Source organism: Cycloclasticus sp. P1 (assembly GCF_000299965.1).
GTDB lineage: Bacteria > Pseudomonadota > Gammaproteobacteria > Methylococcales > Cycloclasticaceae > Cycloclasticus > Cycloclasticus pugetii.
Genome location: NC_018697.1, coordinates 1,343,740 through 1,363,511 on the forward strand (window position 1 = coordinate 1,343,740; position 19,772 = coordinate 1,363,511).

The window sequence follows — 19,772 nt, forward strand, 5'->3', positions numbered from 1 at the left end:
ACCAATTATCAGCTCATCAAGGAATTTTATCTAACTCATCTTGATCAACCTTAACAACCATCAGGTCTTCTTTCGTCACTCCCAAGGCAAGCGTTATGGGGCTAGCAACATAAATAGAAGAATAGGTACCAATTAACACGCCAACAATCAGCGCAAGTGCAAAGTCATGAATAATTTCACCACCTAAAACAAACAATGCTATTAACACTAACAAAGTTGTTAGCGAGGTCATCACGGTTCGAGTAAACGTCTGGTTTAACGAGATATTAACAACATCAACCGGTGAGCCTTTTCGCAATGTTCTAAAGTTTTCTCTTACACGATCAAACACAACAATAGTATCGTTCAATGAATAACCAATAATCGCTAAAATAGCCGCCAGTACTGTTAAATCAAATTCAAACTGAAAAACAGAAAAGAAACCAAGGGTAATAATAACGTCGTGCGCCAGTGCCGCCACAGAGCCTAAGCCAAAGCGATATTCAAAGCGAATAGCGACATAAATCAGGATACAGATTAAGGCATATAATAGTGCCAAACCGCCATCTTCTTGTAACTCTTCACCAACTTGTGGGCCAACAAATTCTGCCCGTCTTAACTCACCTTGTTGTGAGAAATTCTCATTCACCGCAGCCAACACCTTATTACTTAACGCTGCAGTATTTAACGCATCATTTGGTAATAAGCGGATGAGCACTTCTTTTGATGAACCAAAATGTTGTACCACAGCGCCACTAAAATTAGCCTCTGTTAACAAATTCCTTAAACTTTCCAGCTCAACTGCTTCGGGAAAGCTAAGCTCTACCAACGTTCCACCAGTAAAATCAATCCCTTTTTTTAACCCCATGGTCGCTAAAGAAGCGATAGAAACAATAATTAATAGAGTAGAAAAAATAAGCGCTATTTTACGTTTACTTAGAAAATCAATCTTGATTGTATGTTGATTACTCATAATTTAAATCTTCAGTTTTTCTATTTGACGACTACCAAAAGTCACATTAACTAATGCACGCGTACCAATAATAGCGGTGAACATAGAGGTTAAAATACCGATACTTAAGGTAATAGCGAAACCTTTAATAGGCCCTGTACCAAAACCGAAAAGGATAATCGCGGCAATCAATGTCGTGATATTTGCATCCGCAATGGTAGAAAAGGCTTTATCGTAGCCCGCCGCAATACTAGCTTGAGGTGAGTTTCCATTTTTAATCTCCTCTTTAATGCGCTCAAAAATTAGCACATTAGCATCTACCGCCATCCCCACTGTTAGCACAATGCCGGCAATTCCAGGCAGCGTTAACGTGGCTTGCAAGAGTGACAAGACAGCAACGATAAAAACCAGATTAAAGGCCAAGGCCACATCGGCAAAAAGGCCGAATGTCTTGTAATAAATAGCCATAAAAATTAAGACTAAAACAAAACCAATCATCACAGAATTGAAGCCTTTATCAATATTATCTTGCCCTAGGCTTGGCCCAACCGTGCGCTCTTCAACAATATCAATCGGCGCAGCCAAGGCACCTGCTCTTAATAATAAAGCTAGATCACGTGCTTCAGCTGAATTATCTAAGCCTGTTGTTTGAAAACGGTTACTAAAGTGCCCACGAATGGTCGCCACATTAATCACTTCCTCGACGACTGTTTTGTAGCGTACCGGCTCGCCGTTAACCATTTTTATATCGGTTCTATTTTCAATAAATACAACCGCCATTGGTTTACCAATATTTTCTCGTGTGGTTTTGCTCATTTTTTTACCACCTGGACCATCTAATGACACAGAAACCATCGCGGAGCCTGTATCACCTTCTATCCCTGATGAAGCATCTACAATCTCATTACCAGTCACAATAACCTGTTTTTTCAACAGGATTTGGCCACCATCTCGACGGTTATATAACTTAGAGCCAATCGGCACTCTTCCAGCTAATGCAGATGACACTGAATTTTGCGTATCAACCAGATGATACTCAAGTGTGGCAGTTGCACCTAAAATCTCTTTTGCACGAGCCGTGTCCTGGACACCAGGTAATTCAACAACAATACGGCTTTCACCCTGTCTTTGAATAACAGGCTCTGCAACACCTAACTCATTAACACGATTTTTTAACGTAATGATATTTTGCTGAACAGCATAGTTTCTTACGTCCATTAACTCATCATCTGACATCGTTGCCGTTAAGGTGGGCGTTGAAGACTCGCTAACTTCAGGCTTAAAGTCCCAAGTACGGAACTGAGACTCCAATTTGCTGATCGCCTCGTCATGAATCTGTTGGTTTCTAAATTTAATACCAACATTGTGGCCATTGACCATAACGCTTAGATAACGCAATTTATTTTCGCGCAAATATTGGCGAAAATCAGCCGCACCACGGTCTACTGCTTGCTTCTCAGCAGCTTGCATATCCACTTCCAGTAAGAAATGCACACCACCTCTTAAATCCAAGCCTAAATACATAGGCGCTGCATTTAACGAACGCAACCATTGAGGGGTTGTTGGCGCCAAATTAAGAGCCACAACATAGTTATTCCCTAAGACCGACTTAATAATATCAACCGCCTTAAGTTGATCATTCGAATGCTTGAAGCGCAACAAAATTTGGCTGTCATTCAACTCACCTTTTAATAAGGCAACACCATTTTGTGCTAGCTGATCTTTTACATCAGCTAAAACAGAACTGTTGATGACCGCACCACGCAAAGGCGAAATTTGTACAGAAGGGTCTTCACCGTAAAGATTTGGTAGTGCGTAAATAATAGCAACAACTAACGCCATTATTATCATTAAGTTCTTCCAAGCAGGAAAATGATTCGTCATAACAATAACTCGTTTGGCAGTTTATTTTTTTGCTTTTCCAGCAGATGCGTATGTGCCTTTAGGCATCACCGTTGAAATTGAAGTCTTCATCACTTGAACCGATGTATTAGGCGCAATTTCAAGTGTAATAAAATGATCATCCACTTCTGTAATTTTACCCAGCAAACCACCATTGGTTACAATTTCGTCGCCTTTCTTAGCGCCTGCAACAAGTTGCTTGTGTTCCTTATTACGCTTTTGTTGAGGACGAATTAAAAGAAAGTAAAAAATAACAATTAACGCAATTGGAAAAAGTAATCCTTCGAACCCTGGTGCTGCTGCTTCTTGAGTTGCGGCTGCGGTATCTGCTGCGATGGCGTTTGAAACTAAAAAATCTAACATATTTTTTCCTTATTAATGAATTAACTCAATCACGCATTATGCCACAGCATCTCGTGTTTTGCCTTGCTGCTCATAAAAATCATCCACAAATTCTAACAAGCGCTCTTGCTCAATAGCCTGACGTAAGCCACGCATCAAGTCTTGATAATAATGAAGGTTATGAATCGTATTTAAACGCGAGCCTAAAATCTCTTTACACTTATCTAAATGTCGCAAGTAGGAACGCGAATAATTCTTACAGGTATAACACTCACATGCCTCATCAACTGGCTTGGTATCAAATTGGTACTTTTCATTTCTTATTTTCACTAAGCCTTTACGGGTAAACAAATAACCATTACGTGCATTCCGTGTTGGCATAACACAATCAAACATATCAATGCCTTTTAACACCGCTTCAACAATATCTTCGGGTTTACCCACGCCCATCAAATAGCGCGGTTTATCACTGGGCATAGCCGGAACAATATGTTCCAAAACTCGCTCACGGTCGTCTTTAGGCTCACCAACAGACAAACCGCCAATCGCAAAGCCATCAAAATCAATTTGCTTCAGCGCTTCTAATGACCTGTCACGTAAATTTTCATACATGCCCCCTTGAACAATACCAAATAAGGCCGAAGGGTTATCGCCATGAGCATCTTTACTTCGCTTGGCCCAGCGTAGCGATAACTCCATAGATATACGCGCTTCTTCTTCGGTGGCTGGGTATGGTGTACATTCGTCAAAAATCATTACAATATCCGAGCCTAATTGCCGTTGCACTTGCATTGACTCTTCAGGCCCCATAAATACTTTTCGGCCATCCACCGGGGAACGGAAATGAACACCCTTCTCTGTAATTTTACGCATTTCATCCAAGCTAAATACTTGAAAGCCACCGGAGTCAGTCAAAATAGGCTTTTGCCAGTTCATGAAGTCATGCAAGTCACCATGCGCTTCAATAACCTCCACACCCGGACGCAACATTAAGTGAAACGTATTACCGAGCACTATTTCAGCACCGGTGTCTAATAACTCCTCTGGTGCCATTGCTTTAACCGTACCGTACGTGCCTACAGGCATAAAAGCGGGGGTTTCAATAGTACCGCGATCAAACGTTAAACGTGCACGGCGGGCCTTAGCATCGGTATTTAATAAATTAAATTTCATATTATTCAGTTGTATCTGACATTTTTGTTAAAAACATAGCATCACCATAGCTAAAAAACCGATACCGTTGGGCTATTGCATGTTGATACGCCAATTTCATTCGCTGATAACCAGAAAATGCACTCACTAACATTAATAAAGTAGATTCAGGCAAATGAAAATTCGTTACCATCGCATCCACCACATTAAAGTGGTAACCCGGCGTAATAAATAAATCTGTATCGCCTGTAAAAGGCTTAATAGCCCCCTCTTTTGCTGCAGACTCTAATGAACGCATCGCCGTTGTACCCACTGCAATAACACGCCCACCATTTTTTTTAGTCGCTTCAATTTGTTGAACCGTTTGCTCATCTACCGTTAGCCATTCTTTATGCATAATATGGTCAGCAAGGTTTTCTTCTCTAACCGGCTGAAAAGTACCACTACCAACGTGCAAGGTGACATAAGCAAAGTTCACCCCAAGTGATTTTATGTCGTCAAGCAGGCGCTCATCAAAGTGCAGCCCTGCTGTTGGCGCAGCAACTGCCCCAGGTTTACGACCAAACACCGTTTGATAGCGTTCAATATCCAGCGTTTCATCGTCCCTATCAATATAAGGTGGTAATGGCATATGCCCGATGGCCTTCAACACAGTATCAATCGAGTCATCAAACGTAAGTTGAAACAAATCGCCTTCACGACCATCAACCAAACACTTATAACCATCATTTAAAATAATGTGGGTACCGGCTTTGGGTGATTTACTGCAACGAACATGTGCCAACGCCGTCTTATCCCCCATAACACGCTCAATAAGGATCTCTAACTTACCGCCTGTTTCTTTATGGCCGAACAGGCGCGCAGCAATAACGCGGGTATTGTTAAAAACTAACAGATCCCCTTCTCTCAATAACATCGGCAGATCAGCAAAAACCTTGTCGGAAAAGTCATTCTCACCCACCACCAGCAAACGGCTATCAACCCGCTTCTCTAATGGGTAGCGAGCAATCAATTCATTGGGCAAGTCGTAATTAAAGTCACTTTTTTTCATGGCGACGGATCTTAACAGGAACGACCCTCATCAGCGAGCGCAAAACAGGCTATTAAATTAAAATTTTAATAGAGTTTGAATTTGAAACTGTCTATAATGCCCACACTTATTTGCCGGGGTGGCGGAACTGGTAGACGCGCCGGATTCAAAATTCTCAAGCGATTTTGTATCCCAAGTGAAAATTAAGCTTTTCTGTAGTGTACCTGTGAAAGGATTTGCGGGTAGTATAAAGAAGGATTGTCGGCAGACAATAAATGTATTTAGTGCCAGAGTGGTGAAATTGGTAGACACAGGGGATAAGCGAAAGCCAGTGTCTTTAAAAAACTGAGTCCCCCTCGCGAGCAATCGCGAGTGAGAAAAACTGGATGAATTGCTGGAAACTCTAAGTCTAGAAATAGATACGACAATCAGCAGCCAAGCCGTCTGAGACGGAAGGTTCAACGACTACCTGAGCTGTTGCGAGATGGCTTAATAACAGGAAGTAGCTTGGATTAGAACCCAAGTGAAACAGCGTCCAGCCCCTAAGTATATTAGGGTGATGATATAGTCTGGCTAGCATCGAAAGATGGTAGGTTAATGTCAAAATCCCCCGCCTTCACGGGTGTGCCGGTTCGAGTCCGGCCTCTGGTACCATCTTCCCCTTCACATAAACGCAACGGATTATTTCCTACTCCAGATCCTAGATAAAGCCTTGGGATACACTGGGGATACAAACAGGAGTAATTCCCGTGATCGTCGGGTAATGATAGGTAATCAACCTAACGATATACAGCAGGCTCAAAATGCAACAATTTGCATAATCAGTAAACTCTTTATCTCAATGAAACCGTATGCTGAGCAAGAAACCGGTAGCATCCGGACCATTCAGGTCCTGAATAACGCCTCCCTCTAGTACCCAGCGCCCTTGTGTCCACTGCAGGCCCAAGGTGAATTGGTGAACCATCGAAGCCCCCTTTTGCCAGCGGCCACCCAGCTCAACGACTCCATACAACTCTGACTGAATCCCCCACTCTGGATACACCGCTGGCATCAATCGATGCTGCCAGGATAGATCATAGCGTGCTGAATCCCGTCGATCACCGGTACCTCGCTGATATAGAGCATCAATATCCCATTCGTTCTTATCCCGAAACCAAGTAGCTACTGCACCAGCTTGAAACGCCCCATCCCGTGAACTATCAGTTGGAATCACTGCACCACCCAATAGCCCTATACGACGCGTGCCTTTAGGGTCATCCCCCTGAGAAACAATCTGCCGGTATAGCAGGCTAAAATCACCTAGCTGTTTATCATCACCGGATGACAGGCGATAAGGAACACCAAATAACAGCGTCTTTTTGTGATCGATACCATAGGCCAAGTTGGCTGTTAGCTGGTTAATATTGGTTTCATTGTCGTGACTAACAATACCACGTAAGACCGTACCGCCCTTCTCTACCGGTAGCGCCACGAAAGAGCGCAACCCCATACCCAACGCGCTCGACTGAAAACACAGCTCAAGCAAACCGATCCACAGTAAAATCGCCCATCTATTTGACATGAACCTTGACCGGCGTAAAACCTGAATCAATGATTGCCTGTTTGATTGCATCAATATCGGCCTTTTTATCACCAGTATCGACCCTAACCTTTTTGTTTTTTAAGCTAACATCTACCTGGGCAATTTCAGGTAACTTGCCCAATTTACGTTGCAAGCTGTCGACGCAGAACGCACACGTCATACCGTTGATATCAATTTCCAAGGTCTCCGAAAATACTGTGGCGGGAAATGCGATGCCCACTAACAGTATCAATAAGGTTATGGTTTTCATCTTAACCTCCCTAAATGCCCAACAGGTTCCTGAGGGGCAATAACAAAAAGGCAGCAGTAAATCCTACCGACCACACCACCAAAGCCAGAAAAAAAATGCGGCGATTCCAGATCTGCGCTCTCTTGCAGCGGTCAGCCAAAACTGGATCAGCAGGGCAACTAACAGGGCTTTTCCAGAGCACCCATGCAGCAACCCCCAAAATCAGGGCTGAACCACCAAACATCCACGACTCATAGGATGCCAACGTGACCAACACGGGAAATTGGCTAGTTAAAGACGCGACGACTGCTCCCATACCAATGCTGACCAATAGGATAGGTAGCGCGCAGCAAAGCAAGGTTCCGGTGGAAGCAAAGAGAGCCAACCACCCCAACGCTTTTTTGGAGCCCTCGCCAGATTCCCTATTCATCGACAACATCCTGTTTTTTCGCTGGATTCATTGGTCTTCTGGACCGGTGGACAGGGAATACTGCCATAAGAACAAAATACGCAGCAGTCGCCCGCCACAGGCTTCAATACCACAGAACACTGGGGACATTGAAAGAAATACATGCAGGCATCTTCCGGCATAATTTCCACTGTTTTGTGGCCACATTCAGGGCACATAAGCTCAGATTCAAGCATGGTTGTCATCGGCATACCTCTATCATTTTGAGCCATTAGTGCTAGTATAAAATCTGTAGTAACTACAGGTTCATGTGATTTATATGCAAGAACGTTCAGCCAAGGCACCCTTCGGAGTCGGAGATCTGGCCCGCGCGGGCCAGTGTAAGGTCGAAACAGTGCGCTACTATGAGAAAATCGGTCTGATGCCAACACCGCAGCGCACGGAAGGCGGGCATCGGGTATATCACCGGCCAGAATTGAAACGACTGATTTTCATCCGCCGCAGCCGGGACCTGGGCTTTAGCGTGGCGCAGGTCCGTGACTTGTTGCAGTTCGTCGACGAGCCAAATCACACCTGTGGCGAAGTGAAAGCCCTTACCCTGGCGCAATCAGAAGAGGTGCAACGCAAGATAGATGATTTGCAAAGGCTTCATCAAGCATTGGTTACGATGGCTGAACAGTGCAAAGGACACTCTTATACCTTGGATCAGTGCCCGATTATCGACGCACTATTTGAAGACCCCAATGAACAATAAGGGCATACAGAGAACAACGCTGGTGCCTATCGACAATCATATTGTTGCTCGAATACAGCAGAAATAATAAATGCATATTCAATTCACACCACCTCCCGATCAATAGGTTTGGATGGAAGCCATCTATCCATCACCACACAGGCCGTTAAATCCCCAGTCACGTTTATTGCAGTGCGAGACATATCAAGGATTCGGTCAACTCCAATGATCAAGGCTATGCCGCTCGCTGGTACGCCGATGTTTGTCAGAATCGTAGCAAGAATGACGATACCAACACCTGGTGTGCTAGGCGAACCAATTGAGGCACCAATGGTTGTTGTGATCAGCAATAGAAGCTCTCCCGAAGAAAGCTCAACCCCAAATACTTGCGTGAGAAACACGGCAGCGACAACTTGATAAAGCGCGGTGCCATCCATATTAATCGTCGCGCCTAACGGCACGATAAAATCGGCAGTTGAGGATTGCACACCAAGTTTTTCTTCCGCCGTTTTGATGGAGAGAGGCATCACCGCAGCCGAGCTGGATGTTGAGAATGCCAGCAATTGGACTTCTCTTACCCTAGACAAAAATTTTGAAGGACGTACACCAGCCACAATCAACACAACTGTCAGGTAAAACCCAAGCAGCATCCCCAAGCCAAGTAGAACAGTACCCACATACACCGACATTCCCATGAGCGCGTCAATGCCGACTTGCATAGTGATTTGAGCCAATAATCCCAGTACCGCCAGGGGAGCAATCACCATCGCCCAACTGACAATCTTCATTGACAATTCTTGTACGGATCTGGAAATATCGAGTAAGGGTTTAGCCCGATCCTGAGTAATAGAGGCTAGCGCAACCCCCGTAAGGATCGCAAACACGACGATTTGCAACATGCTTTCTTCAAGCGCCGCACTCAATGGATTAGCCGGTATTAGACCGACTATACGGTCATGAAGTGTCAGTACTTCCTGATTTTCACTCACCTTCACAGGTCCTGTATCGGCGAGTGCTGCAGAGAGCATGTTTGGATCGATGTACTGCCCTGGTTCAACGAACGTTGCGAGCACTACACCAATTAGGACAGCGACAGTTGTTGTAGCTACGAAATAGGGAGCAATTCGCAACCCCATTTTGCGAAGTTTAGTCAGGTCTTCAGCGCCTGCTATACCAAGTACAATTGACGATACGACAAGCGGAAGCATAATCATCTGAATCAGAGCCAAAAACAAATGTCCAGGCAATACAAGCCACCCAGTAATAAGCTCAGCCGTTTGATCAGACACCAAGGCCGCACCTTCCGGAGACACCAATAAACCAATGCCGATACCCAAGACCATGCATACAACAATCTGCACCCACAGTTTGCTGCGGATCAAAAATGCCAATTTCTCAGCTAGCGCTCCAAGCTCTGAGACAGTTTCAATTGTCGACGCAAAGCCTGGCTGAAAATATCCCTTCTTTTCAGCCACTAGCAGTACCGCTCAAAATAATTGCTCTTCAGCATACCCAAATATTTATCCTAACTAGCTCCACTGCCAACCATCCGGTTATAGATAACTGCCAGTAACGCTCCTGCAATACCGGCAAGGATCATCCAACCGACTAACCCGACCAGAAACCCAGACCATGTCAACGTCCATCCCATCTGTGTTATATCGACGTGAATCATATGCGCTGTCATTAGCAGCATGTAATGAGGAAAAAGGGCTACAAGAATGCTACATATCACCCACAATAGCCCCGCACATAGTCCGCTTGCCACCGCAAATTTATTCCTGTTGATCATATCCTCCTCCTCGTTCGTTGACTCCAAATGCGTCGCGACTAATCGGTGCTATTTCTTTGCCCATCGATTCGACCAGTGCACGAGTCATCCCATGGCCATAAACGACCCATTGCAAGAAACGTAAACGACGCAGACCAGGTGATTAAAAGAAAACCATTCAGTGCTTCCATGGCGGTTATAAAGCGAATGTGCCCTTCGGGCTGTATATCTCCCAAGCCCAGTGTTGTGTAAATAACCCCTGAGTAATATAAATAACTCATTGCATCACCCACTGGTGCCCCTTGAAACATACCCAACTTAAGCGAAGATACACACCAGCTGTAAGTTATTGCGTAGAAAGCAATCTCAACGATATGTGTTAGGAAAAGTACGACGACAATAACTAACACCTGCGTTTGTGTTGGCAAATTCATCTTTGGCGTATTCAAACCAAGCCAAAGCAGCACTCGGTAATGAAATGTAAAAGTGACCGCAACCAGACTGAATGCCAACACAATCGCAAATATCATGCAGTGTCTCCTTTTTCAGTTAACACCTGGTATTCGGCATTCGCAGGTAGCTCTCGGTGCTTCTCTTGGTACTGTAGAATGAGGCTATAAATCACAGGCAGCACCAAAAGATTCAGTATCATGACTGTCAACATCCCGCCTAACATCGGCGCGGCAATACGGTGCGTAACATCGGAACCAGTGCCGCTACTTAGCATGATAGGAATCAGTCCAGCCATCGTGGATATCGCCGTCATCGCCACAGGTCGTACCCGCTTTGACGTTGCCGACAGTACTGCATCCTTTATTTCCTCTAGCGATAGCAACTGCCTCTTCTCGGCGCGTCGTTTGGCGACCTCGACATCAATAAAGCTTAAGACCAGAACACCAATTTCTGCCGCCATCCCTGCCAACGCAATAAAGCCCACAGCAACAGTCACCGACATATTGTAATCATTGATATAGATAAGCCAGATTCCGCCTACGAGACCAAACGGAATCGACATCATCACAACTAATGGCTCGGTGATGTTTCGGAAATTGAAGTACAGAAGTAGGAAAATAATGAGCAGCGTTGCTGGAGCCACAATACTTAAACGCGCAGCAGCTCGTTCCATATATTCGAACTGGCCGGACCAGGTAATAGTGTATCCCGCTGGAACCGTAACTTGTTCATTCAACACCTGCTTAGCCTTGGCAACATAACCACCAATGTCCGAAGTGGAGATATCGACATAAATCCAGGCGTTAGGCCGCGCATCTTCGCTTTTAATAACGGGCGGTCCACGCTGATAATCAATATCCGCCACCATCGCCAGGGGAATCTGGGTGCCCGTAGGCGTGGGTATTAATACACGCTTGAGGGTTTCCAAGTCATCGCGCAACTCACGCGGGTAGCGTAGATTGACCGGATACCGCTCAAGCCCCTCGACAGTTTCGGTGATATTCATACCGCCAATCGCGCTTTGAATAATATCCTGAACCGCTCCAACCGTTAGCCCGTAGCGCGCTGCGCTTTCCCGATTAATGTTAAAGTCCAGGTAATAGCCTCCAACCGCCCTGTCACCAAAGACCGAAGTAGTCTCCGGCAGTGTTTTCATGGCTTGCTCAATATCCTGAGACACCTGTTGTAAGACATTCAGATCGGGGCCGGAGACTTTGATACCAATAGGCGTTTTAATACCCGTCGATAACATATCGATTCGGGTTTTGATCGGCATTGTCCAGGCGTTAGCCAATCCGGGAAATTGAATCGCCTTATCCATTTCATTCATCAAGTCTTTGGTTGATTTTTTGGGGTCTGGCCATTCGTCCTTCGGTTTTAATCGAACCGTGGTTTCTATCATGGCCAAAGGTGCCGAGTCTGTTGCAGATTCTGCGCGCCCTACTTTGCCGAACACATGATGCACTTCAGGGAAGGTCGATAATATTTTGTCGGTTTGCTGCAACAACTCCTTGGCTTTGGTAATGGAGATACCGGGGAAGGTAGTCGGCATATACAAAATATCGCCCTCATCTAACGGTGGCATAAACTCGCTACCCAGCTTGGAATAGGGATAGTAGGTCACTGCCAACAAGCCTACAGCCACAATTAAAGTAATGCTTCTCCACCGCATCGCCAGCGTCAATGCAGGTTTATGCAACGCATGTAGTGCCCGATTAATCGGATTCTTGTGTTCAGCAATGATTTTCCCTCGTAGGAGATAGCCCATCATCACTGGTACCAAGGTAATGGCCAAAATTGCCGAAGCGGCCATGGCATAAGTAGCAGTAAAGGCCAGCGGGCTAAATAGCCGACCTTCCTGGGCCTGCATAGTAAAGATCGGTAAAAACGATACTGTAATGACCAACAGAGAGAAAAACAGGGCTGGGCCGACTTCATGGCAGGACGCGCCAATCGTCTTCCAGCGCTCATCCAGTGTCAGTTCGTTGCCTTTTCCTTCACTTGCCTTTTTTTCACTGGCTTCGGCTAACCGGCTATGCGCATTCTCGACCATCACAATAGCCCCATCGACCATGGTGCCGATGGTAATAGCGATACCACCCAAGGACATAATATTGGCGTTGAGCCCCTGGATGCGCATGACGATAAAAGCCATCAAAATACCCAATGGCAGCGTAATGACCGCCACGAAAGCCGAGCGCGCATGTAGCAGAAACAGGATAACCACTAAACTGACGATTATCAGTTCCTGCATCAGTGAGGTGTTCAGGCTTTTCACTGCACGCTCGATCAAGTCACCACGATCATAGACTGGGACAATCTCTACACCGTCTGGTAAACCGGCTTTCAATTCCTCTAACTTAGCACGCACCGCTTGGATAGTAGCCAGAGCATTTTCGCCGAATCGCATAATCACCACACCACCGGCAACCTCGCCCTCGCCATTCAAATCTACGAGACCTCGACGCAGCTCAGGGCCAATTTGAACATGCGCCACATCCTGTAGGCGTATGGGCGTACCGTTCGCATCAACAGCTACTGGAATACTGTTGAGATCATCAATCGACTGTATGTAACCCAGGCCCCGAACCATATATTCGGTTTCCGCCATCTCAACCAGACGCCCACCCACATCCTTGTTGGACATTTTGATGGCCATCTTAATTTTGTTCAGCGGGATGTTGTAACGCAACAAGGCATTGGGATCGACTTCTACCTGATATTGTTTAACGTAGCCTCCCACTGAGGCGACCTCTGAAACACCCTCAACGGTCTGCAACGGGTAACGTAAATACCAATCCTGCAAAGAGCGGAGTTGGGCTAAGTCATGTTTACCCGTTTTATCCACCAGTGCATATTCGTAGACCCAACCAACACCTGTTGCATCTGGCCCTAACGTCGGTGTAATGCCTTGCGGTAATCGGCCACTGACATAGTTAATAGATTCCAGCACCCGAGAACGTGCCCAGTACATATCGGTGCCATCTTCAAAAATGATGTACACGAAGGAAAGACCAAAGAAGGAGTATCCCCTAACCACTTTGGTACGAGGTACCGCCAACATCGACGTGGTTAGCGGGTATGTAACCTGATCCTCTACTACTTGTGGCGACTGGCCGGGATATTTGGTAAAGATGATGACCTGTACATCCGATAAATCCGGTATTGCATCTAGCGGGGCGTTTTTATAAGCAAACAAGCCGACTAGCGCAATAATGACAGTCGCGATCAGCACCATAAAACGATCGCGCAAGGAGGCATTGATAATGGCATTAATCATGGTCATGCACTCCATGCCCTGAGCCATCCATCTGCTCATTCATTTCCATATCAGCGTGACTTTCCATCTGCATCTGGGAGTGATCAGTCATCTCCTCACTGCCGTGAACCATCCCCTTGTGGCTTTCCACGCTCCTCGAATCATCTTCTGAAGTACCTTCAGAGTTGTTTAGCGCGTCCATCATTTTGGCCGTCGCTTCCCGCAACTTGGATTCGGAATCTACCAGGAACTGGGCGGAGGTCACGACCTCCTCGCCCGCCGAAATACCTTCCAGTACAGCCACTTGGCCGCTGGACTCAATACCCAACTTAACGGTTCTCGGTTCGAATTTACCGGGGCCTCTGACAACAAAAACTTGCGTCCTGCCACCGGAGCGGATAACCGATTCAGCGGGTACAACGACGGCGTTATCCAGCGTATCGGATTGTATGCTGACCTCCGCAAACATATCCGGGCGTAGTAACAGTTCACGATTATCAAACACCAAACGTACTTTCGTGGTCCGTGTTTTCGATTCCGCATAGGGGTAGATATAGTCCAGAGAGCCTTTAAAGGTTTTACCGGGCACGGATGCCAAGGTCATCTCGACTTCATCGCCAAGCTTGACCCAAGGTAATTCGTATTCATAGACATCGGCGTAAACCCATACCTGGCTAAGGTCAACCATCATGTACAACTCGGTTTTTGGCGTAACATATTGCCCTTGGCGGGAGCCAATACGAATAACCGTACCGGCTACCGGTGAATGTATATGCAAACTTTTCTTAACTTTTCGGGTTTGTTCTAGCTCTTGAATCTGATGCTCAGGCACGTCCAGTAATTCCAAACGTTGGCGAGAACTCTTTACCAGATCCTCTGCACCTTGCCTGATTTCATCAAATTGGCTTTTGCTCAAAGCAGACAGGTTATTGAGTGCCAATAAATATTCCTGCTGAGTCGAAACCAACTTGGGCGAGTAGATGCTTAGCAAAATATCGTCCTTAGCCACATTCTGCCCCGTCTTATCAACACGGATTTCTTCGATCCATCCTTCAACCTTGGGGTGCAATCGCGCCATAGTTTCTTCATCAAAATCCACTCGACCAACAGCACGAATGGTTCGGCTGATTGACTCTTGCTTGGCTATGGCGGTACGAACACCAATATTCTGAACCACCACCGGGTCGATCTTCACTGTACCTGCAACCTCACTGACTTCGTTGTCGGCGTAAACTGGCACATAATCCATTCCCATCGAATCCTTAGCCGGTACAGGCGAAGTCACTGATGGATTCATGGGGTTTCGATAGAAAAGGATTTTCCGTTCGGCCGATGGCTTATCTTCATCCGCATAGACAGGTATGTAATCCATACCCATGGAGTCTTTTGCTGGTACCGGCGATGTAATGCTCGGGTTCATCGGGTCGCGGTAAAACAAAGGCTTTTTATCCTGCTCTGTTACTGCCACTGTCGAGCTGCTATTACCGGACAACCAGTAACCAGTGCCGATCCCAATACCTAGCATCAGTACGGCGATTAAAAGGGTAGATTTATTCATAAACAGTTTCCTCGCCAACGGCGGCCTCTAGGCGGGCTAATGCTTGCTTTGCATCGCTTAACGCCTTCCAGTATTGCAGCTCGTAATTAAAAAGTGTCATCTGGCTTCGCACCAAGTTCAGGAAGTCCACTTCACTGACCTGATAACCTGCCAACATTGATTGAACCGTTTGTTGAGCTTGCGGAACAATGCCGCTACCAAAGAGCGAATATTGTTTCTTTGCCCGGTGGTAATCTGTAACGGCGGATGAAATTGCCGCTGTCACCAAGCCTTTTTCATCGAGCAGTGCGTAGCGGTTTTTCTGTAGCTCCAAACTTTTCTGAGAAACTGCCTTGGATTGTTTCCGGCCAGCGTAGAGCGGGATTTTTACTCCCACCATGACAGAAAGAAAATCTGAACGTGCTCCACCTCGGGGTAATGGATTGTCTCCGGTTCGATCACCGTAGGTCACACCCAGTTTAAAATCAGGATAATAATCGCGCTTGGCCAGATCGAGACGGGATTTCGCTGCATCAATCTGCGTTTCCATTTGTTTCAAGCGTGGTCGCACGGACGCCGCCTTCTGGTAAAGCTCACTCTCATCAACAAGATTTGGCATCATTTTAGAAACCGTATCCGGCAGCGTTATAGGATCGTTAGCAGGTCTGTCCATCAAGATATTGAGCTGTATGGCCTGATTGCGCCGTATGGCTTCTAGCTGAATTTCCTGATCCATTAATCGGGAGAGTTCCAGCTGCGAAAGCAAAACATCTTGTTGTAAGCCCTTACCGGTTTCGTATTTGGTTTTAGCGACGGTAATAAACTGACGCAACAAAGCTTGATTGCTGTCCACTGTCTCTAGGGCACGATCCATATAGTAGAGCTGCCACCATTTGCTCTTCACATTCTTTATAAGCTGCAAACGCAACTCATCGACAGAATGCCCCGCCGCCCGCGCATCGTACTCGGCGGCCTCTTCCTTTAAGCTCAACTTTCCTGGAAAAGGAAAGACCTGACTGAAGCCCACTTGGAGCTGTGTCATCGCTTCCTGATCCCTTTCGTAGGTATCAGTAGGGAAGTTCATCGCATTGAAATTAACCATCGGGTCCGGCAAGGTACCCACCTGTGAAGGGACTTCGGCCAACGCTTCATACCTTGCTTGCATTTCAGCAAGGTTAGGGTTGTCCCGGATTGCGACTTCAACCGCAGAACCCGCGGTCAATACCGGAGCGCTGCTATATTCGCTGGCGTATACAGTAATATTCGCGGCACCTAGAGCGACTGCACTTAAGAAAAGCCAACGCCTATGGATTGTTACTCGCGCGAATTGCGTCAACAGGCAGATCGCTACCCTCGAATAGAAACTAATATGTCGTTTCATAGTGATTCATCCTCAAGCGCGAGCCCCCAAGCAGATACAAACTGTTTGGGAGTAGAGAATGAAAACATGCCTCTGTGGTCTCGCTTCTTTTTCATCATTTTTTAAGTTCTACAATGTCGTGCTTCTTAACATTGCCCTTCGTGCTTATTGCCCGTGCAAAATGGTCATTAACTACGGACTTGATCTGTAAGGTGCCAACATAATCAACTCGATAGTCATCATCACCTTCCTCAACAGCGCCTTCCCAAACATAACGGTATACCTGGAGTTCTTGCCCCGTTTCAGCGCCATCCTCACTACCTATGCAGACAACGACTTCGTCATTATCGATGCCGACCACCTGACCCCTCATAATGTTTTCGTGATAAAACTGACTGCCAGCACAGGCGGTTAAAAGCCCTACAAAAACCACCAGAAAAGTTACCTTCATCATTCTGTTTAACATTTTAAGTACTCCTTTAATAAAAATTGATTAAGCACGTACCTAGTCGCGCTCAATGCTATTCTGAAAATGATGCTTTGATATACTTCAATGCTGCATTCAGGTCAGCATCCGAGAGCTGACTATTTCCACCTCGCGGCATTAAAGCTACCATCTTCCGATTCCGAATCGGTGTAGCCTACATCGGCATAGCCAGCCATGTGGATCAACGTATCGGGCTGTAGCCATTCACCAGCGGTAGCGACATCCTTTTTGATGACCTGGACTTCTTCTTTAGTCGCACTATTCTTAAGCTGCTGTTTAAGCTGATCCATTTCCTGTTGCATACGCTCCAAGCGCTCGGCCAACTCTTCAACCGAGGGTTCAGCTAATGCCGCCGTTGAAAAACTGGAAGCGACGACAGCGAATACGATAGTTTTTGCTACTCTATTGATGTTCATATCTTGTCTCCGTTGTTGGGTTAAATTTACCTACCAGGTGGTCGCTTGTGGCAACTCCATGGTTCATGACTGGCGTTGTCTTTCACGTTCTGATCGACAAATTTGTAATAGCCCTCTTTAAAATGCGTCCACCAGTCATGAGCAATGTCGCACTCGTGCTTCCTGACAATTTCCTCAATTTCATCCAACTGCCGTTTAGTGGCGTCATAGGCCACATTGAGTAAACTTTCTGATGCGTTTATCGAGACAGCATCGACACCTAACAGCTGATCAATTTCTTGTACGATTAACTGATGATTGTTTTGCACGGGGCCTTCTAACCGTAAATGACGTATCATCAGAGAGCCTTCATTCACACCGAATTTGTGCTGTTGCTTACTGTTCATTACAACCTCCTTTAAATGCTTTTCTCCCACCTAACCACCCAGTTAAAACAGGGTGGTTAGGCAAGGAAAAAAGCTGCACACTTTTGATAACTAATGAATTAACCACTATTTGTGCACTTTCTTGTGGTTATGCACTTTCTTCTTTTTCGGTTTTTCAGTGTTTTCATCGTTATCAGCTGCATCCGACCGGGAGGCCGATGACAGTCCCTTGTGCTTTCGGTGATCGTGCTTGAACTTATTCTGCTGTTCAGCCTGCTTCACCTCAGGTTCCTGGCCAGATGTTTGTGATTCGTTAGCCATCGTCATTGAAGACAGGCTTAGCGTAATTAGTACAGCTATCGGTAGTAATAAGAGTTTCATGGGTATTCTCCATTAATCATTTGGTGGTTTGTTCGTACTCATTGAATATTGGGTTTTTATCTCATAGGCACTTACCTCCTAAATCAATCGCTTAATTTTTCTCCACAGAAACCGGTCCCATCTTGGAATAAACGCCGGCGTGCTGTTTCTGTAATGAAGATACTGATCACCAAACTGTTTGATCGCCTGATTTTCTTCTGCTTTCGCAAGACGGAGATACACCACCAGCAAGATGGGAAACATGACCAGCGTTGGAATGGTTGGCCATTGCATCAAAAAACCAAACATAATCAGGACAAAAGCAACGTATTGAGGATGGCGCATGCGCGCATACCAGCCCGACGCCGCGAGTGCACCAGCCTGCTGTGCCTTGTGTAAAACGCTCCAGGCGGACGCCAATAAGAAGAACCCCAACACGATCAGCACATTGCTGGCGATATGTAACGGATCAAAGTGTGCGTTGCCCTCAAAACCGAAGAGCGTATGTAGCAGGTGGCCGTTTTCATGGGCTAGAAAATCAACACCTGGATATTTCTCAGCCAACCAACCGGACAGGAAGTAAATGGTGAGCGGGAAGCCATACATTTCCGTAAACAAGGCGACAATAAACGCGGAAAATGCCCCAAGACTACGCCAGTCCCGCTGAGTCTTTGGCTTGGTGAAACTGAATGCAAAGAAGATAAATATTGCCGAATTCAGAATCACCAAGACCCATAAACCGTATGATTCGTGCTCATGCATGACGCTGCTCCTCAACCAAACCTATTGGTTTTTCTCTTGTTCTTCGCGATCACGAAGACCATCTTCATAACCCTTTTGATAACCAAGATCGTTTTGCCCATTTCGGGCGTTATCTTCTCCATGCCCACCGTGTCCCCCATGACCATGGCCTCTATGCATAAAGATGTGCATCAGCGGGCACAGCAACAAAATCAGAAAAGGCAAAAACTGAAACAGGTGTTCACGATGCTCCATAAATAGGAAATAGCTGACGGCACCGATTAAGGTCAGGGCTGCCAAACCATTGGAGCTAAACCAGAATGATTGTTTTTGTGCCATGGCCTTAATCTCCGTTCTCGTTAACAATCAGCGCGCCTCGATACATTTGCATTTGGCAAGTGAAAGAGTATTCACCTGATGCCAGGGGCGGCAGGCTGATGTCTTTGGGTTTATTTAATGGCAACTCTTCACTGATATCGAAATCTGCAAAAACCACGGTCGCCGCACAAGGCGATGCATCTTTGCGGAGGAAGCGTAGCGTCGTGTCCTGGCCTGCCACTAATCGAATTCTTGAAGGCTCATAGGTACCGTTATCTACCACGACGGTCACGGTGTTTTTATCCACTGAAACTGCCTGCGGCTTATAAACCCAAAACCACCAAACAATCAGTGCGATCAGTAGTAGGCCCAGCAGGTTAATGATCATCATGTCG

General features: G+C 46.1%; 23 protein-coding genes. 1 reads left to right on the top strand and 22 read right to left on the bottom strand.

Going from position 1 to position 19,772, the window contains the following annotated elements:
- Positions 1-16: 16 nt before the first annotated feature.
- The 9 genes from secF to Q91_RS11835 all read right to left on the bottom strand — a co-directional run bounded on the left by secF (position 17) and on the right by Q91_RS11835 (position 7,822).
- Entirely contained in the window at positions 17-952 is a 936-nt protein-coding gene (gene secF, locus Q91_RS06420; protein ID WP_015006071.1) for a protein translocase subunit SecF, read from the bottom strand.
- 3 nt (positions 953-955) lie between these two features.
- Positions 956-2,815 carry a protein translocase subunit SecD gene (secD, locus tag Q91_RS06425; protein ID WP_015006072.1) on the bottom strand — a complete coding sequence of 620 codons (1,860 nt, stop codon included), beginning with the start codon at positions 2,813-2,815 and terminating at the stop codon, positions 956-958.
- A 21-nt stretch (positions 2,816-2,836) separates the two neighbouring features.
- Positions 2,837-3,196: a preprotein translocase subunit YajC gene (gene yajC / locus Q91_RS06430; protein WP_015006073.1), complete on the bottom strand. Its 360-nt coding sequence runs from the start codon at positions 3,194-3,196 to the stop codon at positions 2,837-2,839.
- Between the two features lie 36 nt (positions 3,197-3,232).
- Positions 3,233-4,348 carry a tRNA guanosine(34) transglycosylase Tgt gene (tgt, locus tag Q91_RS06435; protein WP_015006074.1) on the bottom strand — a complete coding sequence of 372 codons (1,116 nt, stop codon included), beginning with the start codon at positions 4,346-4,348 and terminating at the stop codon, positions 3,233-3,235.
- A 1-nt stretch (position 4,349) separates the two neighbouring features.
- Entirely contained in the window at positions 4,350-5,378 is a 1,029-nt protein-coding gene (gene queA / locus Q91_RS06440) for a tRNA preQ1(34) S-adenosylmethionine ribosyltransferase-isomerase QueA (protein ID WP_015006075.1), read from the bottom strand.
- Between the two features lie 817 nt (positions 5,379-6,195).
- Positions 6,196-6,918 (bottom strand): hypothetical protein, encoded by a 723-nt coding sequence (locus Q91_RS06445; protein WP_020162242.1) that lies wholly within the window; start codon positions 6,916-6,918, stop codon positions 6,196-6,198.
- Positions 6,908-7,189, bottom strand: coding sequence for a heavy-metal-associated domain-containing protein (locus tag Q91_RS06450; RefSeq protein ID WP_015006077.1), 282 nt, complete (start codon positions 7,187-7,189; stop codon positions 6,908-6,910). Before Q91_RS06450 ends, Q91_RS06445 begins: the two co-directional genes overlap by 11 nt.
- Before the next feature lie 10 nt (positions 7,190-7,199).
- A complete protein-coding gene (locus Q91_RS06455) occupies positions 7,200-7,598 on the bottom strand; it encodes a hypothetical protein (protein ID WP_015006078.1) in 399 nt (132 codons plus the stop codon).
- Positions 7,595-7,822: a GDCCVxC domain-containing (seleno)protein gene (locus tag Q91_RS11835; protein WP_083857009.1), complete on the bottom strand. Its 228-nt coding sequence runs from the start codon at positions 7,820-7,822 to the stop codon at positions 7,595-7,597. The genes Q91_RS06455 and Q91_RS11835 overlap by 4 nt, the downstream gene beginning before the upstream one ends.
- Before the next feature lie 74 nt (positions 7,823-7,896).
- On the opposite strand from Q91_RS11835, the gene Q91_RS06460 reads away from it, so the two are divergent.
- Positions 7,897-8,331 carry a helix-turn-helix domain-containing protein gene (locus tag Q91_RS06460; protein WP_020162243.1) on the top strand — a complete coding sequence of 145 codons (435 nt, stop codon included), beginning with the start codon at positions 7,897-7,899 and terminating at the stop codon, positions 8,329-8,331.
- An 83-nt stretch (positions 8,332-8,414) separates the two neighbouring features.
- On the opposite strand, the gene Q91_RS06465 is transcribed toward Q91_RS06460, so the two are convergent.
- From Q91_RS06465 to Q91_RS06525, 13 genes are all read right to left on the bottom strand, one after another.
- On the bottom strand, positions 8,415-9,785 hold the full coding sequence (locus tag Q91_RS06465; protein ID WP_015006080.1) for a dicarboxylate/amino acid:cation symporter: 1,371 nt from the start codon (positions 9,783-9,785) through the stop codon (positions 8,415-8,417).
- A gap of 50 nt (positions 9,786-9,835) precedes the next feature.
- Positions 9,836-10,102, bottom strand: coding sequence for a DUF5676 family membrane protein (locus tag Q91_RS06470; protein WP_041230512.1), 267 nt, complete (start codon positions 10,100-10,102; stop codon positions 9,836-9,838).
- A 38-nt stretch (positions 10,103-10,140) separates the two neighbouring features.
- Positions 10,141-10,611: an ion channel gene (locus tag Q91_RS06475; RefSeq protein WP_015006082.1), complete on the bottom strand. Its 471-nt coding sequence runs from the start codon at positions 10,609-10,611 to the stop codon at positions 10,141-10,143.
- Complete coding sequence (locus Q91_RS06480; RefSeq protein ID WP_015006083.1) at positions 10,608-13,814, bottom strand: efflux RND transporter permease subunit; 3,207 nt, start codon at positions 13,812-13,814, stop codon at positions 10,608-10,610. The genes Q91_RS06475 and Q91_RS06480 overlap by 4 nt, the downstream gene beginning before the upstream one ends.
- Entirely contained in the window at positions 13,807-15,351 is a 1,545-nt protein-coding gene (locus tag Q91_RS06485; protein WP_015006084.1) for an efflux RND transporter periplasmic adaptor subunit, read from the bottom strand. The genes Q91_RS06480 and Q91_RS06485 overlap by 8 nt, the downstream gene beginning before the upstream one ends.
- On the bottom strand, positions 15,344-16,711 hold the full coding sequence (locus tag Q91_RS06490; protein WP_020162249.1) for a TolC family protein: 1,368 nt from the start codon (positions 16,709-16,711) through the stop codon (positions 15,344-15,346). Before Q91_RS06490 ends, Q91_RS06485 begins: the two co-directional genes overlap by 8 nt.
- Positions 16,712-16,805: 94 nt before the next feature.
- A complete protein-coding gene (locus Q91_RS06495; protein ID WP_015006086.1) occupies positions 16,806-17,156 on the bottom strand; it encodes a hypothetical protein in 351 nt (116 codons plus the stop codon).
- A 119-nt stretch (positions 17,157-17,275) separates the two neighbouring features.
- A complete protein-coding gene (locus Q91_RS06500; protein WP_015006087.1) occupies positions 17,276-17,593 on the bottom strand; it encodes a hypothetical protein in 318 nt (105 codons plus the stop codon).
- 26 nt (positions 17,594-17,619) lie between these two features.
- Complete coding sequence (locus Q91_RS06505) at positions 17,620-17,979, bottom strand: hypothetical protein (RefSeq protein WP_015006088.1); 360 nt, start codon at positions 17,977-17,979, stop codon at positions 17,620-17,622.
- 105 nt (positions 17,980-18,084) lie between these two features.
- On the bottom strand, positions 18,085-18,339 hold the full coding sequence (locus tag Q91_RS06510) for a hypothetical protein (protein WP_041230513.1): 255 nt from the start codon (positions 18,337-18,339) through the stop codon (positions 18,085-18,087).
- Between the two features lie 78 nt (positions 18,340-18,417).
- Positions 18,418-19,080 (bottom strand): isoprenylcysteine carboxylmethyltransferase family protein, encoded by a 663-nt coding sequence (locus Q91_RS06515; protein WP_015006089.1) that lies wholly within the window; start codon positions 19,078-19,080, stop codon positions 18,418-18,420.
- 21 nt (positions 19,081-19,101) lie between these two features.
- On the bottom strand, positions 19,102-19,398 hold the full coding sequence (locus Q91_RS06520) for a DUF2933 domain-containing protein (protein ID WP_015006090.1): 297 nt from the start codon (positions 19,396-19,398) through the stop codon (positions 19,102-19,104).
- Positions 19,399-19,402: 4 nt separating this feature from the next.
- A complete protein-coding gene (locus tag Q91_RS06525) occupies positions 19,403-19,768 on the bottom strand; it encodes a cupredoxin domain-containing protein (protein WP_015006091.1) in 366 nt (121 codons plus the stop codon).
- Between the last annotated feature and the right edge of the window lie 4 nt (positions 19,769-19,772).

Excerpts from the sequence above, each read along its gene's own strand:
- Q91_RS06505 (WP_015006088.1), bottom strand. The coding sequence starts at position 17,979 with ATGAACAGTAAGCAACAGCACAAATTCGGTGTGAATGAAGGCTCTCTG.
- Q91_RS06520 (WP_015006090.1), bottom strand. The coding sequence starts at position 19,398 with ATGGCACAAAAACAATCATTCTGGTTTAGCTCCAATGGTTTGGCAGCC.
- Q91_RS06515 (WP_015006089.1), bottom strand. The coding sequence starts at position 19,080 with ATGCATGAGCACGAATCATACGGTTTATGGGTCTTGGTGATTCTGAAT.
- Q91_RS06490 (WP_020162249.1), bottom strand. The coding sequence starts at position 16,711 with ATGAAACGACATATTAGTTTCTATTCGAGGGTAGCGATCTGCCTGTTG.
- secD (WP_015006072.1), bottom strand. The coding sequence starts at position 2,815 with ATGACGAATCATTTTCCTGCTTGGAAGAACTTAATGATAATAATGGCG.
- Q91_RS06495 (WP_015006086.1), bottom strand. The coding sequence starts at position 17,156 with ATGTTAAACAGAATGATGAAGGTAACTTTTCTGGTGGTTTTTGTAGGG.
- queA (WP_015006075.1), bottom strand. The coding sequence starts at position 5,378 with ATGAAAAAAAGTGACTTTAATTACGACTTGCCCAATGAATTGATTGCT.
- Q91_RS06480 (WP_015006083.1), bottom strand. The coding sequence starts at position 13,814 with ATGATTAATGCCATTATCAATGCCTCCTTGCGCGATCGTTTTATGGTG.
- tgt (WP_015006074.1), bottom strand. The coding sequence starts at position 4,348 with ATGAAATTTAATTTATTAAATACCGATGCTAAGGCCCGCCGTGCACGT.
- Q91_RS06455 (WP_015006078.1), bottom strand. The coding sequence starts at position 7,598 with ATGAATAGGGAATCTGGCGAGGGCTCCAAAAAAGCGTTGGGGTGGTTG.
- Q91_RS06460 (WP_020162243.1), top strand. The coding sequence starts at position 7,897 with ATGCAAGAACGTTCAGCCAAGGCACCCTTCGGAGTCGGAGATCTGGCC.
- Q91_RS06475 (WP_015006082.1), bottom strand. The coding sequence starts at position 10,611 with ATGATATTTGCGATTGTGTTGGCATTCAGTCTGGTTGCGGTCACTTTT.
- Q91_RS06470 (WP_041230512.1), bottom strand. The coding sequence starts at position 10,102 with ATGATCAACAGGAATAAATTTGCGGTGGCAAGCGGACTATGTGCGGGG.
- Q91_RS06510 (WP_041230513.1), bottom strand. The coding sequence starts at position 18,339 with ATGAAACTCTTATTACTACCGATAGCTGTACTAATTACGCTAAGCCTG.
- yajC (WP_015006073.1), bottom strand. The coding sequence starts at position 3,196 with ATGTTAGATTTTTTAGTTTCAAACGCCATCGCAGCAGATACCGCAGCC.
- Q91_RS06450 (WP_015006077.1), bottom strand. The coding sequence starts at position 7,189 with ATGAAAACCATAACCTTATTGATACTGTTAGTGGGCATCGCATTTCCC.
- Q91_RS11835 (WP_083857009.1), bottom strand. The coding sequence starts at position 7,822 with ATGACAACCATGCTTGAATCTGAGCTTATGTGCCCTGAATGTGGCCAC.
- Q91_RS06445 (WP_020162242.1), bottom strand. The coding sequence starts at position 6,918 with ATGTCAAATAGATGGGCGATTTTACTGTGGATCGGTTTGCTTGAGCTG.
- Q91_RS06525 (WP_015006091.1), bottom strand. The coding sequence starts at position 19,768 with ATGATGATCATTAACCTGCTGGGCCTACTACTGATCGCACTGATTGTT.
- Q91_RS06485 (WP_015006084.1), bottom strand. The coding sequence starts at position 15,351 with ATGAATAAATCTACCCTTTTAATCGCCGTACTGATGCTAGGTATTGGG.
- Q91_RS06500 (WP_015006087.1), bottom strand. The coding sequence starts at position 17,593 with ATGAACATCAATAGAGTAGCAAAAACTATCGTATTCGCTGTCGTCGCT.
- secF (WP_015006071.1), bottom strand. The coding sequence starts at position 952 with ATGAGTAATCAACATACAATCAAGATTGATTTTCTAAGTAAACGTAAA.